At 58.1% G+C, this 16,254-nt stretch carries 14 protein-coding genes; all 14 read left to right on the top strand.

Translation table 11 applies throughout. From position 1 onward, the window contains the following. The coding region (gene tssD / locus AB5Y93_RS19500; protein ID WP_368230206.1) for a type VI secretion system tube protein TssD at nt 1-215 on the top strand (215 nt) is incomplete at its 5' end. A gap of 283 nt (nt 216-498) precedes the next feature. Further along, the gene (vgrG, locus tag AB5Y93_RS19495) at nt 499-2,730 is read left to right on the top strand and encodes a type VI secretion system effector VgrG (RefSeq protein ID WP_368230204.1); all 2,232 of its coding nucleotides are present in this window, start codon (nt 499-501) and stop codon (nt 2,728-2,730) included. A gap of 1 nt (nt 2,731) precedes the next feature. Beyond that, a complete protein-coding gene (locus AB5Y93_RS19490) occupies nt 2,732-4,051 on the top strand; it encodes a type VI secretion system polymorphic nuclease effector (protein WP_368230202.1) in 1,320 nt (439 codons plus the stop codon). Nucleotides 4,052-4,060: 9 nt separating this feature from the next. Beyond that, a complete protein-coding gene (locus tag AB5Y93_RS19485) occupies nt 4,061-5,050 on the top strand; it encodes a type VI secretion system immunity protein (protein ID WP_076362875.1) in 990 nt (329 codons plus the stop codon). Nucleotides 5,051-5,325: 275 nt separating this feature from the next. Then, entirely contained in the window at nt 5,326-5,709 is a 384-nt protein-coding gene (locus AB5Y93_RS19480; protein ID WP_368230200.1) for a hypothetical protein, read from the top strand. A 135-nt stretch (nt 5,710-5,844) separates the two neighbouring features. Beyond that, nucleotides 5,845-7,230, top strand: coding sequence for a tetratricopeptide repeat protein (locus AB5Y93_RS19475; protein ID WP_368230198.1), 1,386 nt, complete (start codon nt 5,845-5,847; stop codon nt 7,228-7,230). 662 nt (nt 7,231-7,892) lie between these two features. Continuing rightward, nucleotides 7,893-8,396, top strand: coding sequence for a type VI secretion system contractile sheath small subunit (gene tssB, locus AB5Y93_RS19470; protein WP_041215379.1), 504 nt, complete (start codon nt 7,893-7,895; stop codon nt 8,394-8,396). Nucleotides 8,397-8,432: 36 nt separating this feature from the next. Next, nucleotides 8,433-9,911 carry a type VI secretion system contractile sheath large subunit gene (gene tssC, locus AB5Y93_RS19465; protein ID WP_151028506.1) on the top strand — a complete coding sequence of 493 codons (1,479 nt, stop codon included), beginning with the start codon at nt 8,433-8,435 and terminating at the stop codon, nt 9,909-9,911. Between the two features lie 6 nt (nt 9,912-9,917). After that, nucleotides 9,918-10,349 (top strand): type VI secretion system baseplate subunit TssE, encoded by a 432-nt coding sequence (gene tssE / locus AB5Y93_RS19460; RefSeq protein WP_042015698.1) that lies wholly within the window; start codon nt 9,918-9,920, stop codon nt 10,347-10,349. Nucleotides 10,350-10,352: 3 nt separating this feature from the next. Next, on the top strand, nt 10,353-12,119 hold the full coding sequence (gene tssF / locus AB5Y93_RS19455; protein WP_368230196.1) for a type VI secretion system baseplate subunit TssF: 1,767 nt from the start codon (nt 10,353-10,355) through the stop codon (nt 12,117-12,119). Next, a complete protein-coding gene (gene tssG, locus AB5Y93_RS19450; protein ID WP_029301185.1) occupies nt 12,083-13,081 on the top strand; it encodes a type VI secretion system baseplate subunit TssG in 999 nt (332 codons plus the stop codon). Before tssF ends, tssG begins: the two co-directional genes overlap by 37 nt. Before the next feature lie 56 nt (nt 13,082-13,137). Further along, nucleotides 13,138-14,388 carry a type VI secretion system-associated FHA domain protein TagH gene (tagH, locus tag AB5Y93_RS19445; RefSeq protein ID WP_011705717.1) on the top strand — a complete coding sequence of 417 codons (1,251 nt, stop codon included), beginning with the start codon at nt 13,138-13,140 and terminating at the stop codon, nt 14,386-14,388. Next, entirely contained in the window at nt 14,388-14,903 is a 516-nt protein-coding gene (tssJ, locus tag AB5Y93_RS19440; RefSeq protein WP_011705718.1) for a type VI secretion system lipoprotein TssJ, read from the top strand. The genes tagH and tssJ overlap by 1 nt, the downstream gene beginning before the upstream one ends. Nucleotides 14,904-14,905: 2 nt before the next feature. Next, nucleotides 14,906-16,240 carry a type VI secretion system baseplate subunit TssK gene (gene tssK, locus AB5Y93_RS19435; RefSeq protein ID WP_213319489.1) on the top strand — a complete coding sequence of 445 codons (1,335 nt, stop codon included), beginning with the start codon at nt 14,906-14,908 and terminating at the stop codon, nt 16,238-16,240. Nucleotides 16,241-16,254: the final 14 nt, after the last annotated feature.

The raw sequence follows: 16,254 nt of genomic DNA, 5'->3' as shown, positions 1-16,254 counted from the left end.
CCGTCGAGGGCAAGCAGGAGCACTTCTTCAGCACTGTGCTGACCGATGCCACCATCGTTGACATCGACTGCCAGATGCCCCACTGCCAGGATCCGACGAAGTCCGACTTCACCCAGCTGATCCAGGTCTCCATGGCCTACCGCAAGATCGACTGGGAGCACACCGTTGCCGGCACCTCTGGTGCTGATGACTGGCGCGCGCCGATCGAAGCGTAATTCTGAGCCAAAGGGCACTGCTTGCGGTGCCCTTTTATCGTCTCAGCAAGGACAACCTACCCGGAGACCGTATTTCCGATTTTTCAACTCACGCATTTTTTCTTCTGTCCGTTTGCCTGGTGTGAGCGGGTACAAGAAAAAATCCGAGTTTACGTCTTGCCGCACGCCGTCAAGGGCGTGCGGCAGCCATGGTGAAAGAAAAATCCAGGCGATGGCGAAGCTCTCACATGGCTTGATGTGCCCCACCTGATGGGGCCGCACGATATTTCAGGGGCGCGCAGCGATGGCAGACAGCACAGGATTACAATTTACCGTCAAGGTGGGGGCCCTGCCCGAAAGCACCTTCGTGGTGGCCGAGTTTGCGCTGGATGAGGCGCTGAACCGGCTGTTCAACCTGCGGCTTGAGCTGGCAAGTACCCAGCCCGACATCGACTTTGGCGCCGTGCTGGACCAGCCGTGCGAGCTGCTGGTGTGGTACAACGGCGAGCTGCAGCGCCGGGTGTGCGGGGTGGTCAGTGACTTCGCGCAGGGTGACAGCGGCTTTCGCCGCACCCGCTATCAGCTGCTGGTACAGCCGGCCCTGTGGCGACTCTCTTTGCGCCAGAACTCCCGCATCTTTCAGGCGCAAAAGCCCGATGAAATCCTCTCCATCCTCTTGCAAGAGCACGGCATCACCGACTACGCCTTTGCCCTGAAAAACGAGCATGCCAAGCGGGAGTACTGCATCCAGTATCGCGAGACCGACCTCGATTTCGTAAATCGCCTCGCCGCCGAAGAGGGGATGTTCTACTTCCACGAGTTTGAAGCGGGCAAGCACCGCATCGTGTTTGCCGATGACGCCGCCGCCCTGACTGCCGGCCCCGAGCTCTTCTTCAACCTCGGCAACCGCTCGCTCGAGCAGGGGCCCTATGTGCGCCAGTTCCACTACCGGGAGGCTGTGCGCCCCTCGGACGTTGAGCTCAAGGACTACAGCTTCAAGACCCCGGCTTATGGTCTGTCCCACAAAAAGCAGGGCGCTGAGCTCGAACACCAGCGCGATACCTACCAGCACTTCGACTATCCGGGTCGCTACAAAGAGGACCCGAGCGGCAAGGCCTTTGCCCAGCAGCGGCTGGATGCCCTGCGCAATGACGCGGTGGCGGGCAATGGCAAGTCCAACAGCGCGGCCTTGCTGCCGGGCCAGACGTTTTCACTCACCGAACACCCCAACGGCAGCCTCAACACCGACTGGCAAGTCGTGCGCATCCAGCACACCGGCTTGCAGCCGCAGGCACTGGAAGAGGAGGGGGGCAGCGGCCCGACCGTCTATCACAACGAATTCGGGGTAGTAAAAGCGAGCACCACCTGGCGGGCACGTATCGGCAGCCCCGAGGCACCCCACAAGCCCATGGTGGATGGCCCGCAAATCGCCATGGTGGTGGGCCCCGAAGGGGAGGAGATTTACTGCGACGAGCACGGCCGGGTGAAACTGCAATTCCCGTGGGACCGCTATGGCAGCTCCAACGACCAGAGCTCCTGCTGGGTGCGGGTCTCCCAAGGCTGGGCCGGTGGTCAGTACGGCATGATGGCCATCCCGCGCATCGGCCACGAGGTCATTGTCTCGTTCCTGGAAGGGGATCCCGACCAGCCCATTGTGACCGGTCGCACCTACCACGCCACCAATCGGCCGCCCTACGAGCTGCCGGCCAACAAGACCCGCACCGTGCTGCGCACCGAAACCCACCAGGGTGAGGGCTTCAACGAGCTGCGCTTTGAAGACCAGGCGGGGCAAGAAGAGATTTACATCCACGGTCAGAAAGACCTGAACGTGCTTTTCGAAAATGATGCCGCCTGGCACATCAAGCACGACCAGCACACGGATATCGACAATGAGCGGGTGACCCGTGTCAGGAAGGTGCCGGGTGAGGAGGGGATCCCGCCCAGTCTTGGCAACGATCATCTGACCGTTGAAGGAGAGAAGCGGGACCATATCAAGGCTGACTACTCGCTGACCGTGGATGCCTCCATGCATCAAAAACTTGGTCAGCGCTGGCTCACCCAGGCGGGGCAGGAAGTGCATGTAAAAGCCGGTGCCAAGGTGGTGCTGGAAGCCGGCTCTGAAATTACCGTCAAGGTAGGTGGCTGCTTTATCAAGGTTGATGGCGGCGGCGTCACTCTGGTCGGCCCCACCATCAAGATGAACTCGGGTGGCAATGCCGGTTCTGGATCCGGTTGGGCTGGCAAGGTACCCAAGAGCATGGAGGGCATGCTGGACAGCCCTCACACACGCTGGATGAAGTTTTATCACCTCGACTCCGAGCTGATGCCGCTGGCGGGCACCCCCTACAAGGCCGTGCTGAGTGATGGTTCGGTGCGGGAAGGCACGCTGGATGGTGAGGGTATGGCGCTGCTCGAGGATGTGCCTGCTGGCACCGCCTCAGTGACCTATGACCTGCAGGACACTTTTGCCGATCTGCCCCGTGAATCCATCTCGGCCCTCACCGGCCATCTCGACACTCTGAGCGACGAGGGCTGATATGTTCGGTAACGATCTGTTTGAGCAGCTCTATGACCACCTGGATAAGGCGGTGTCTGGTGGCGCGGCCTATGTCAAACAAAGTGCAGAGGCGGTAAAAAAGGGGGTTGCTTCCAGCCTGCAGTGGATTTGGGAGGCCCTGCAGGGGGATTTCAACCCCAATCAAAGTGCAGGACAAATCGCCGCCAATGCGGTGCTGGGTCTTATTCCGGTCGTCGATCAGGTACTGGATTGTCGCGATCTGATTGCCAATGCCCGGGATATTTCCCGTGATCCCAAGCAGCCGGAGAAGTGGGTTTTCCTCAGCTTTACCCTGATAGGGCTGATCCCGTCGCTGGGTTCAGCCCTCAAGGGGGTGTTGAAGATCATCTTCCTGTTTGTCCGCAAGGCGGGTGGGGATGCCAGCAAGGCGATCAGACCCGCAATGGCGCCCGTGCTGACGTTTCTCAGTGATCCCAAGGTCAAGAAAGTGCTGGGTATCTCGCGCCTCGACAAGGTGCTGAAAGGATTTGCCGGCCAGATCCGTGGGTTGAGAGGACAGATTGCGGTCAGTGTGCTGCTGGGTTATCTGAACGATGCCGTCAAGTCGTTGACCAGCTTGATCGGCAAGATAAAGGGATTGGCTCCTGCTTCAGTCAGGATCTGGCTTGAGCAATCCCAGCGTCTGGTGTTGCAGATGCAGTCACAGGCGGGTCAGATGTTGCCTGTCGCCATGGGGCCCGTGCTCAAATCCCTCGATGAAATTGCCGCTGGATTGGAGAAAGAGGCGGTCAAGCATGCCCCTGGTTACAAGGCCGTGCCCGGTGGTACCGTTATCCACCCGCTGCCGGACGATGTGGTCAAAGTAGATCTCAAGATCCTGAGCCGCTCCAAGAAAGGGATTTATGGCGAGATCATCAGCGACAACTGGATGGCGAATCACAAGTTCGAGAACCTGTTGCCAGAACATCGCCGGGTACGTAGCCTGAATGACAAGCCCAGAGGGCGGGGCATCGATGGTATCTACAAGAATACCAATCCTCCACCTCCCTACGTGGTGACCGAGACCAAGTTTCGGACGGCAGGGGGGGAGTATATCGACGGGGATGGCACCAAGAGCACCCAGTTGTTGCCGATGACCAAGGGGTCGGGCAAGCAGATGAGCGGCCAGTGGATAGACAAGCGATTGCCCGATGAGATCACGGACAAGAAAATATTAAAAGATCTTAAAAATGAAGGTTATGAGGCTTGGCTAATGATTGTCGATGAATCTGGTAAAGTGATACAGATAACCAAGCTGGATAAGTCAGCCAATGCCGTAGGTACGATTTCGATCAAGTAGGAGCAGTGAATGAGTTCGTTTATTGAGCAGCGTCGAGATCCACTATTATCTGAGCCGTTTTTTTTAGAGCAGATAGAGGATTATAAAGAGTCATCATATTTTGACCAAAGTTGGTGGGCTAAAATAAACGATCCCTTACATGAACGCTGGAGTGATCCACATCGACGTCCTACCCGCTCCATGGCCAGTGAAAGCATGTTCATGGACAACTTGGAACATGCAATTCTCCTTTATTCTGGTGGCGTATCCCACGAAGAGATCAATGCATGCCTCTCGATAGTAACAAAAGAACTGCTGCGCCATAAAAAAGAGTTTCCAGATGAACAGTTTTATTACTGGGAGCAAGATGCCTATCAATATCTGCTCTGGATGTTCTCATTAAGCATCCTCTATGGCCAGGATGAGATGTTGCCCGAGTTGGTGCGTTATATCAGTAAGAATCCGGAAGGGGACGACGACCCGCTGTGGAGCGTACTGTTGGCCCGCTTGGGTTATCCTGGCTTCCCTCGAGGCCCAGAATCCTATATTCCCGAGGTGTATCGCCCGCTATTCGATGCCATCAAGGGAGATGGTGTGAATCCCACCAAGGTTGAGCGTCAGGCGAGCATCAAACAATATCTCAAAGGATGGTACAAGGGGTGTAAAGAGTGCTATTGGCACGACAGGCACAAGGCAAAGCATGCCATCTACTTTGGCTATTGGGCTTTTGAAGCGGCGCTGGTCACCCTGCTCTATGAGCTGGATGACAGCAGCTATCGAGACATGCGTTATTACCCCAAGGACCTGGTTGATTATGCCAGAGCCAATGGTATTGCAGAGAAATGGCAGGCACTGCGAGTAGCTCAACATCCTATTGCCATGCCGGGTTCCGTGGTGGAGCAGGATGGCAACTGGCGCTGCAATCTGACCGATGAGCAGTGGCAGCTTCGCAAAGGGCAGCGCTTACCTTCCCAAACCCATGTCAACAAGGATGACATGTTGTTCTGGGTACAGGAGTAGTCCGCAGTGTATCGATCATGCATAGCCTGCATGATCGATATATCACGAACTGAGGGGTATTTGATGCTGCCGTGGTATTGCTTGGTCCTGTATGAAAAAATCGAGAAAGAAAAGTGAAGGCGATAAAAAAACTATTCCTGCTCCTCACAGTCATCATCTTGTCGCCCCTGTTGATTCCCATGGTCTATGCCGAAAGACGAAGAAAGAAATGGCTTCTATCAATTTTACTATCCCCTCTGCCTGAGGAGATCAGAGCCGGCAGATTGAACGCGCTGATGAATACCCATACTGATGATCTACAGGGTGGCATTGTGTCAGCACTTGTTGAATTCAACTCTAATGAGCATTGGGTGTGTCTCAATATTGACTGGCGAGACGTCGAGGAAGTTGAGTTGCAGGGCAACGCATTGGCGGATATTCACGGTATCAAGGAACATTTTATTTGCTCCGAACCGGGTGAGGATACATCGGTTTGGCACATGTTGGTGCTTTATGACTTATGGCTGCAAGCGCGAGGATATGAAGTCGTGCTTTGGGATATAGATGCAGATCAATATACAGGATTTATTTGTCGAACGGATGTTCTCGATAAACTGTTAAACGAGGGGCGCAAGCTGGGTTTGGCTATGGTCAAGCTGGATCATGTGAACGAGCAATAAGATTATTGGGCGCCATGGGAATGTTCAGAATAAGGTCTATTTAAAAGTTGATAAGCAATAGAAAGTCTATCTGGTTGTAAGCAAGCATTATGTACACAGCCACCCTTCCATCTTCATTATCTGCAGATACAAACGATGATATACCGCACATTATGTTTGGTACTGGCGAGCCATTGGCTCGCCGCTTGTTCCACTACGACACCACAGACTGAATCTGACCTCTTTCAAGCCGCTCAGCAGGGCCAAGGCAAGGCGCAATATGAGCTGGCCAATCGTTTGGCGGCCAAGCCGGATTATCCCGAGGCGATGCGCTGGATGAAGCAGGCCACCGATCAAGTCGGTCTGCTGGCTGCAGATGCCGATATTAGGGGCAAGGCTGCGCTACAGGTGGGAAGTTGGTATCAGGCGGGGTTGGGAGAACCTAAAAATCCTGTACTGGCCAGGCAGTGGTGGCAGCGCTCCGCCAAATTGGGCAATGCAGAGGCCAACTATCAACTGGGTCAGGACTGCCGGCAACGGCACAAGGGCAAGCTTACCAGTGAGTGCCTCGACTGGTTCGAGCAGGCCGCCAAGCGGGATCATGGAAATGCCCAACTGGTTCTGGGGCAGTGGTATGCAGGTCAGGCGGGGGCCGATGAAGAGGCCGTCAAGTGGCTGGAGAAAGCCGCCGAACAAGGGAATCGGGATGCCCAATTCCAGCTTGGCGCTCGCTATGAGCAAGGGAAAGGGGTGATAAAGCGCGCCGATCTTGCCCTGCGCTGGTATGAGAAAGCCGCAGCCCAGCAACAGCCGGACGCTTTGCTGGTACTGGCGAGCAAGGCGCCCTCTGAAGAGGCATTCAGCCTCTATCAGCGCGCCGCCAATGCAGGAGCTGCTCCTGCCCAGCTGTGGTTGGGGCAGGCCTATCTGAGGGGGGATCTGGTTGCCCAAGATCTGGCGCTTGGCCGTTATTGGCTGGAGCTGGCGGCAGGTAATGGTTCCCATGACGCCGAATATCAATTGAGCCTGCGGCAAAGCGATATCACCGCACGTGAGCACTGGCTGAATCTGGCTGCTGCGGGGGGGGTGAGCCAGGCTCTGCTTGAACTGGCGACCCTGCAACAGGAACGGGGGGAGTTGAAAGCTGCGCGCAAGAGCCTCTCTCTGGCCGCCTCGCAGGGCAATGTCGAGGCTCGATATGCCTACGGCGAGATGCTGCGACTGGGGCTGGGTGGTGAGGCTGATTACACCGAAGCCATGAAACAGTATCGGGCTGCGGCAAACGCCAATCATCGGCAAGCACAATATCGCATGGGCATCATGCGTGAGCAGGGATGGGGAGCCCCCCGCAATAGATTGCATGCTTATGCATGGTATTTATTGGCCGCAACGGATGGCAATATTGATGCAACTGCCGCCAGCCGTGAACTTGAAAAAGGCATGACGGCACAAGAAAAAAGTGCCGGTCAAAAACTGGCGCAGCACTGGTTCATCAGGCTGGATAAACACGGTGAAATGGGGCAGGCGTCAGAGGGCATATGATGCCATTCCCATAACATGAATGAGATATAGTGATAAAAATAACAGTGAGTGGGTAAAGCCATTTCCCGCTCATTATCGCCATCCAATACCGCCTTGATAATGTATCCTGGCGGTTTTTTTGACAAAAATAAAACCTTGCATTGTCAGAAAAATCTCATTTTGTGTTCGTAAAAAGAGCTTTATTTATGATTTATCATGAGCAGTCATGATGGTTTAAAATCAGATTTTTCCTATTTGACTCTTCATGATATGCAACTTACCTACACTTTACACCTCAAGCTGATACTTTTTATGATTACTTGTATCCATTTGATTTAATTGATTTTTTTGTGTTTATTTTATTTTTTGTACATTTATAAATATATTTCTCGTTGACGTTGTCATTATCAAAAACATACCATTGGCCACAAGTGACTCTTTAGTCAACCATGATCTCTAACGAAGAGTAGAGACGTAATCGGATTGTATTGAATAACAAGCTGAATGCTGCCTTTTTGATATCCTGGCTCTCTCCTGGAATATATCGAAAAGGCGTGGGTGACTGATGTTTTTTTGTTCATTTTCGTCCTGAACACGTCAACTGTCATTTTTTACAGTTGCCGACAAAAGCATTGGCTATAAGCTTTTGGGTCTTCATGGATCCTCAACTTGGTATCTAGAGCATGGGAAAAGGGATTGATGGCGCCACTGTTGCGCCCAAAGAACGTATCAATATCAAATATGTGCCGGCAACCGGTGGTCAACAGGCGGAAATAGAGCTTCCGTTGACCATGATGGTGGTCGGAAATATGAAAGGGCGCTCTGAAGAGACCCCCATCGAGGAGCGTCAGACCGTCTCTATCGACAAGAATAATTTTTCTTCCGTCATGAAAGAATCTGCACTGGAGCTGAATTTTTCGGTTCCCAACCGCCTGGAGGAGAACAGCCAGGACGAGTTGCCCGTGTCGATCAAAATCCAGTCCCTGGAAGACTTCACCCCTGACAGCGTTGCCCAGCAAGTGCCCGAGCTACGCAAGCTGCTGGAGCTGCGTGAGGCGCTGGTTGCCCTGAAGGGGCCGCTTGGCAATATCCCCGCCTTCCGCAACCGTCTGCAGGATCTGCTGTCTAGTGACGACGCTCGCGAGCAATTGCTCAAGGAGCTGGATTTGATTAAGCCTGCCGAGTGATCAGCAGATTAATTGACTGACTTATAAGGAAAAATTATGTCTCTGGTCGAAGAACAGGTTCAAGCGGGGGCGAGTGCAGCCTCCTCGTCCCTGCTGGACGAAATCATGGCGCAGGCTCGCATCACCCCGGTGGATGAGGGCTACAGCGTCGCCAAGCAGGGCGTTGCAGCCCTGATTGCCAACATTCTGGACAGCGGCACCACCACAGAGCCGGTGAACAAGGCGCTGGTGGACAGCATGATCGTCGAGCTCGACAAGAAGCTCGGCAAGCAGATGGACGTCATCCTGCACGCCAAGGCGCTGCAAGAGCTGGAGTCCTCCTGGCGCTCCCTGAAGCTCCTGGTGGATCGCACCGATTTTCGCGAGAACATCAAGATCCAGGTGCTGCACGCCACCAAGGAAGAGCTGCTGGAAGATTTTGAATTTTCTCCTGAAATCACCCAGTCCGGCCTCTACAAGCACGTCTATTCCAGCGGTTATGGCCAGTTTGGCGGACAGCCGGTCGGTGCCGTGATTGGTGACTACGCCTTCACCCACAGCTCCCCTGACATCAAGCTGATGCAGTATGTCAGTGCAGTGGGCGCCATGGCCCATGCCCCCTTCATCTCTTCCGTCGCCCCCGCCTTCTTCGGGGTCGACAGCTTCACCGATCTGCCCTCCATCAAGGACCTGAAATCGGTATTCGAAGGCCCGGCCTACACCAAGTGGCGCTCCCTGCGCGAGTCGGAGGATGCCCGCTATCTGGGTCTGACTGCACCGCGCTTCCTGGCGCGTCTGCCCTATGATCCGACGGAGAATCCCATCAAGGGCTTCAACTATCAGGAAGAGATCAGCTCGAACCATGATCACTACCTGTGGGGCAACACCGCCTATCTGATGGGCACCTCCCTGACCGACAGTTTCGCCAAGTACCGCTGGTGCCCGAACATCATCGGTCCGCAGAGTGGTGGCGCCATCCACGACCTGCCGGTGCACGTCTATGAGGCCATGGGTCAGTTGCAGGCGAAGATCCCGACCGAAGTGCTCATCACGGATCGCCGTGAATACGAGCTGTCGGAAGAGGGCTTCATCACCCTGACCATGCGCAAGGACAGCGACAACGCAGCCTTCTTTTCCGCCAACTCGGTGCAAAAGCCCAAGGTGTTCCCGAACACCAAGGAAGGCAAGGAAGCGGAAACCAACTACAAGCTGGGTACCCAGCTGCCCTACATGTTCATCATCAACCGCCTGGCCCACTACATCAAAGTGCTGCAGCGCGAGCAGATCGGTTCCTGGAAGGAACGCCAGGATCTGGAACGGGAACTCAACAACTGGATCCGTCAGTTCGTGGCCGACCAGGAGAACCCCCCTGCAGACGTGCGCAGCCGTCGTCCCTTGCGCGCCGCCCAGATCAAGGTGCTGGACGTGGAAGGGGAGCCGGGCTGGTATCAGGTTGCCATGGCCGTGCGCCCGCACTTCAAGTACATGGGAGCGAGCTTCGAGCTCTCTCTGGTAGGTCGTCTGGACAAGGAATAAAGCCCGATGCCGCATCTCTCATCTTGGGATAGAGGAAATGCGGCCAGCCTGTTTGATCGCATTCGGGGGGAGGGGCTTGGCTCCTCCCCCCGTTCGGAAGTGGATGAACTGGTGGACTCCGTCAAACGACAGCTCGACCAGATCCTCAACACCCGTCCCGGCAACTGTCGCAGTGCCCCCGAGCTTGGTGTCATCGATCTCAATGACGCCACCCAGGGCAGTGCCGACATCAAGGGGCGGATCCGGGAGGCGATCCGGCAATGCATCCGCCGCTATGAGCCGCGGATCGTGCATGTGGAAGTCCGTTCACCTGACTATCAGGCGAGTCCGCTTGAGATGACGTTTCAGGTGACGGCCCACGTGCGGCTGGAGCAGCTCGAGCAAGTTACCTCGTTCAACGTCCACATGGACAGTCACCGTCACTACCGCATGGTCTGATCAATGTCGCTGGAACATTACTTCAGGGATGAACTGGCATTTTTGCGCCTGCAAGGGCGCGAATTTGCCGACGCCTATCCCGAGCTCACCCGCTTTCTGTCGGAGCAGAATACCGATCCGGATGTGGAGCGCCTGCTGGAGGGATTCGCCTTCCTCACGGGCAACCTGCGCGCCAAGATTGAGGATGAGTTTCCCGAGCTGACCCACGGTCTGCTCAACATGCTCTGGCCCAACTACCTGCGTCCCGTGCCCAGCATGACCATCATGCAGTTTTCGGTCATTCCGGGGGCCATCGCCCAGCCGGCGCTGGTCAGGCAAGGTTGTCAGCTCGACAGTCTGCCCCTGGACGAGGTGACCTGTCATTTCCAGACCTGTCACGATACCTGGGTCTATCCGGCCGATATCCGTCATATCGCCGCCCAGAGCGGCAACGATCTCTCCACCATCTCGCTGGATATCGCCCTGCATGCCCCTCTGCCGCTGAGCGAGTTGCAGTTGGACAAGCTGCGCTTCTTCCTCGGTGGCGACAGCTACACCGCCTATGAGCTCTACTTCTGGCTCTCCAACCAGCTTTCCCATATCGAGCTGGAGATCGATGGAAAGCGCTTTCGTCAGGAGGCCAAGGCTCTCAAATCGGTCGGCTTCGAGCGTGATGACGCGCTCTTGCCCTATCCGAACAACGTCTATTCCGGCTACCGGATCCTGCAGGAGTACTTCTGCTTCCCGGAAAGCTTCCTCTTCTTCGAACTCTCCGGTGGCGACTGGCCCAAGCAGCCGTTGCCGGTGAGCGAATTCAAGGTGCACTTCTGCTTCGACCGGCCGCTGCCGGCGGAGCTCAAGATCCGTCCCGACTCCTTCATGCTCAACTGCGTGCCGGCCATCAACCTGTTCCAGCACGACAGCGAGCCGGTCAATCTCAATGGCCGTCAGGCGGAGTACCCCCTCAAGGCAAGTTATCGCCATGCCGACAGCTTCGAGATCTTCTCGGTGGATCAGGTGGAGGGCTGGGTCGAGGGGAACCTCGGCCGCTCCCGCGGCACGCCGCGCATCTATCAGCCATTCGAGAGCTTTCAGCACCAGATCGAGCGGGCCAAGCAGCGGCTGGCGCTCTACTACCGGGTGCGGGTCAAGGAGGCGGTGAGCGGGGATGGTTTCGAACATAGCCTCTCGTTCGTGCGTGGGGATGAAACCACCACGGTCGAACTGGATGAATCCATCTCGGTGACGCTCACCTGCACCAACCGTTCTCGCGCCGCCCGTCTCAAGGTGGGCAGCGTCTGCGTACCGACCGGCAGTTCACCGTCGTTTGCCACCTTCCGCAACCTGATCCGGCCGACCCGGCCGCTGCGCCCGGCACTGGACGGCAGTCTGCACTGGACGCTGATATCCAACCTGTCGCTCAACTATGTCTCCCTGCTGCGCCGCGATGCCCTGGTGCAGGTGCTGCGCACCTACGATTTTCCGGCGCTGCACGACAAGCAGGCGGAGCAGGCCTCGCGCAAGCGGCTGGCGGGGATCGAGGAGATCGAGACCAAGCCGGTGGACAGGCTGGTGCGCGGCATGCCGGTGCGGGGGCTCAAGTCGGTGCTCTCCATCCGCCAGTCCGCCTTTGGCAGCGAAGGGGAGCTCTATCTGTTCAGTACCGTGCTGGCCCACTTCTTCTCGCTCTATGCCAGCGTCAACGCCTTCCACCTGCTTGAGGTGGTCAATCTCGACAACAAGGAGCGCTACCAATGGCCAGTCCAGATCGGTCAGCACTCCCTGATGTGAGCGCCGCCCGGGAGGCGCCCCGCTTCAATTTCTTCCAGCTGGTTGAGCTGCTCAACCGGCTCGATGGCGCCGATCAGGAGCGGGGGCTCGACTACCTCCCCGGTGACGAGAACATCCGCTTCAAGGCGACCGCCTCCTTGGGGTTCCCCACCAGCGACGTGCTGCAGATTGGTCGGGACGGGCAGGGGCGTCACGAGCTGGAAGTGGCCTTCCTCGGCCTGCACGGCAGCCAGTCGCCGATGCCCGGCTATTACCTCGATTCGCTGGCGTGGGAGTACGCCCAGGGGGAGCAGAAGCTCGGCCTGTTTCTGGACTTCTTCCACCACCGTCTGCTGACCCTGCTGCACCGGATCTGGCGCAAGTATCGCTACCACGTGCGGTTTCAGGACAACGGCGAGGATGGTTTCTCCCGCCTGATGTTCGCCCTGGTGGGGCTTGGCAATGAGGCGGTCTGCCAGAGCCTGCCGGTCAACCGGGCCAAGATGCTCTCCTACGCGGGCATGCTGGCCAGCCCCAGCCGCTCCCCCGAGGTGGTGGCCGGTCTGGTGGCCCACTGCTTCGATCTGGCCGACGTGCAGGTGAGCGCCTGGCAATGGCGCAAGGTGCCTATTCATCAGGATCAGCAAAATCGCCTCGGCGGCGCCTGCGCCACCTTGGGGAGCGATTTTGTCATCGGTGACAAGGTGAATGACTGTGCCGGCAAGTTCTTGTTGAAGATCAACAACCTGAGCTTTGGCCAGTTTCTCGGCTTTCTGCCGAACGGGGAGCACTTCCATGCCCTGGTGACCTTCGTCTCCTTCATCCTGCGCGATCAGCTTGCCTGGGATCTACGTCTGGGATTCGGCCAGGAGCAGGCGAGGGGGTTGAGACTGGGGGAGGAGCAGAGTGCCCGCCTGGGGTGGAGTACCTTTCTCGGCCAGCCGCCGAGTGATCCGTTCGTGACCATCTGCGTGCAGGAATAAGTGCAGACATCAGCAGCGCAGAAAATTTAACTACAGGAATCAGTGCAGGAGTAACTGTGGACGATTTTAACCAGCAACTTTCCCTGGTGGTGCTCAACAGCGAACAGCTCGACGGCAGCCAGCAGGTGCAGTACCGCTTCGATGAGATGGGGGGGACCCTGGGGGCCTCCGAACAGGATGACTGGCAACTGCGCGACAGGCTGGGGGCCGTCATGCCCGCCCACGCCCGCATCGAGCTCAACGATGGTCGCTTCTGCCTGTGCGATCTGAGCGGCCAGACCTATATCAACGGTGCCACCTCGCCCATCGGGCGGGCCCGCAAGGTGCATCTGGAGCAGGGGGACGAGCTCGTGGTCGGCCCGTTCCGGCTGCGTGCCTATCTGGGGGCCATCACCCCCGAGCAGAGCCTGCAACAGGTGCTGGGCAATCGCCCCACCGAGCAGCTCGACGAGTGGCTGACCAGTGATGAGCCCGTCGTACCGGCTGACGATCCGCGCACCCTGGCGGCCGATCCCTTGCTGGCATTGCAGCAGGAGCGCAGAGCGCCCAATCCGTTGATGGATGGCCCGCTGGCGGACGGTCGCCTGCAGGCTTCACTGCGTTCACAACCGGATGTGGACGTTCCCCCTCTTGCCCCTTTTTCTGCTGTCGAGAACACCATGAACCAAGAATTTCTGGATATGCCCGCCATCGAGAACCATCCCGATTATCAGCTGTCGCTGGACGGCGTCGATCACGTGGCCCTGACTCCGCTGATGCGCGGCCTGGGTCAACCCTTGCAATTGCAGGACACCCAGCAGGCCCACGACATGCTCGAAGAGATGGGCAAGACGGTACGGGCCATGGTGGAGGGGCTGCTGCAGTTGCAAAACGAACAGGCGGCGCTGGCGGACAAGCACTTGCGTCCCATCGAGGACAACCCGCTGCGCCTGGGCCTTGATTATGACGAGACCCTGGCGGTGCTGTTTGCCGAGCAGAAGAGCCCGGTCCACCTGAGCGCACCGGCGGCGGTGGCCGAGAGCCTGCACAACGTGCGCATCCACCACGTGGCGAACCAGCAGGCCATCGGCGCGGCGCTCGACAGCATCCTGCAGGCGTTTTCACCGCAGGCGCTGCTGGGGCGTTTCGAGCAATACCGCCGCAGCGGTGCACCGGGCACGGCCGACGAAGGCTGGGCCTGGGACATGTATCAGCACTACTACCGCGAGCTCACCTCCGCCCGTCAGCAGGGGTTCGACAAGCTGTTCCACCAGGTGTATGCCCAGGCCTATGACCAGGCCGTGCGTCAGCAACAGGGACTGATTTGATGATACGTGCGCTGATGCTGGGCGCCGCGCTGCTGGCCCTGGCAGGTTGTACCACCATGGGCAAGATGGCTGACGTGGCCATGAACCCGGATATCCAGGTGGGCAGCAATGACAGTCAACCGACGACCCTGGGACTGAGCCTGCTGGCGGAGCCTGACGTCAACCCCAACGAGAGCGGGGAGGCGGCGCCCATCGAGTTTCAGGTGGTGCTGCTGGCGGAGGATTCCAAGCTGCTCGCCACCGACTACGACCAGGTGACCGCGGACGTGGAGAAGGCCCTTGGCAAGAACTACCTGGACCACCAGGACTACACCCTGCTGCCGGGCCAGTTCAAATACCTGCCCCCCATCAAGCTCGACGAGAAGACCCGTTACATCGGGGTGATCGCACGCTACGCCGACCCCGACAGCGCCGAGTGGCGCAAGGTCATCAAGATCAAGAGCAAGGGAACGGCTTATCAAATCCTGGTGCACCTGCGCCTGGATGAAGTGGAACTGCAAAAAGAAGAAGAATAACCATGTCGAGTCGAAATCGGGTTATCTGGCGTGAGGGGCTGTTCATCAAGCCCCAGCACTTCCAGCAACAACAAAGACATTCGGATTACGCGCTGCACGCTCGCCTGAGCGCGCTGTCCGACTATTTCTATGGCTTGCAGTCGCTCGCCATCAACGAGGACTACCTGGGCTTTGGCCGCATTGCCCTGGTGGGGGCCACCGGCATCCTGCCGGATGGTACCGTGTTCAACATCCCGAACGACGACGTGCTGCCGACCCCGCTGGAAGTCACCGACGCCTCGGTGGCCAACCAGAAGGTCTATCTGGCGTTGCCGCTCTCGGTGAGCGGCGTCAACGAGGTCAATCAGGGCGGTCAGGTGGCTACCCGGTTGCAAGCCCATCGCCACGACGTGCGCGACTTGCACAGCGAAGGGGGGGACGTGGTTTCCCTCGAGGTGGGAAGGGTCAGCCTGCGGCTGATGCTGGAGCGGGAAGACCGCAGCGCCTACGCCTCGCTCGCCATCGCCCGCATTCTGGACAAGCGTCCGGATGGCGGTCTGGTGCTGGATCCCAACTTCATGCCTTGCAGCATCAGCGTCTCCGCCATCCCGACTCTCAAGCGCTTCCTCGGCGAGTCGGCCGGCCTCGTGGCCGAGCGGGCCCGCAGCCTCTCCCAGCGCATTGCCGCGCCGGGTCAGCAGGGGGTGGCCGACGTGGCCGAGTTCATGATGCTGCAGCTCCTGAACCGGGCACAGCCCCAGCTCTCCCATCTGGCGCGCCTTGGCACCCTGCACCCCGAGCGGCTGCATGAGGCGCTGGTGCAGATCTGTGGCGAGCTGATGACCTTTACCGACGAGTCCCGTCTGCCGCCCGAGTTCCCCGCCTATCGCCACGACGATCAGCAGGTGAGCTTCGAGCCGGTGATGCTGGCCCTGCGCCAGGCGCTCAGCACAGTGCTGTCGCCGCGCGCCGTCTCCATCCAGCTGCGCAAGCACCAGTACGGCATCATGGTGGCCATGGTCAACGAGAGCGAGCTGATGACCAGCGCCGACTTCGTGCTGGCGGTGCGTGCCCGCATGCCGCAGGAGCAGCTGCGCAAGCAGTTGCTGCAGCAGACCAAGGTGGCCTCCAGCGACAAGATCCGCGAGCTCATCAGCCTGCAACTGCCCGGTATCCCGCTGCTGCCGCTGCCGGTGGCGCCGCGCCAGTTGCCCTACCACGCCGGTTACAGCTACTTCCAGCTCGACCGGCAGAGCCCGGCCTGGCAGATGCTGGCGGTGGGCAACACCCTTGCCTTCCATATCGCCGGCGATTTCCCCGAGCTCGACATGCAGCTCTGGGCCATTCGCAGCCAGTGATCGCACCAAGGAAT

Origin of the sequence: Aeromonas sp. R10-1 (genome assembly GCF_040908465.1) — a bacterium.
In the GTDB taxonomy this organism is placed as follows: Bacteria; Pseudomonadota; Gammaproteobacteria; order Enterobacterales; family Aeromonadaceae; genus Aeromonas; species Aeromonas caviae.
This window is presented reverse-complemented; position numbering and strand designations above follow the sequence as displayed.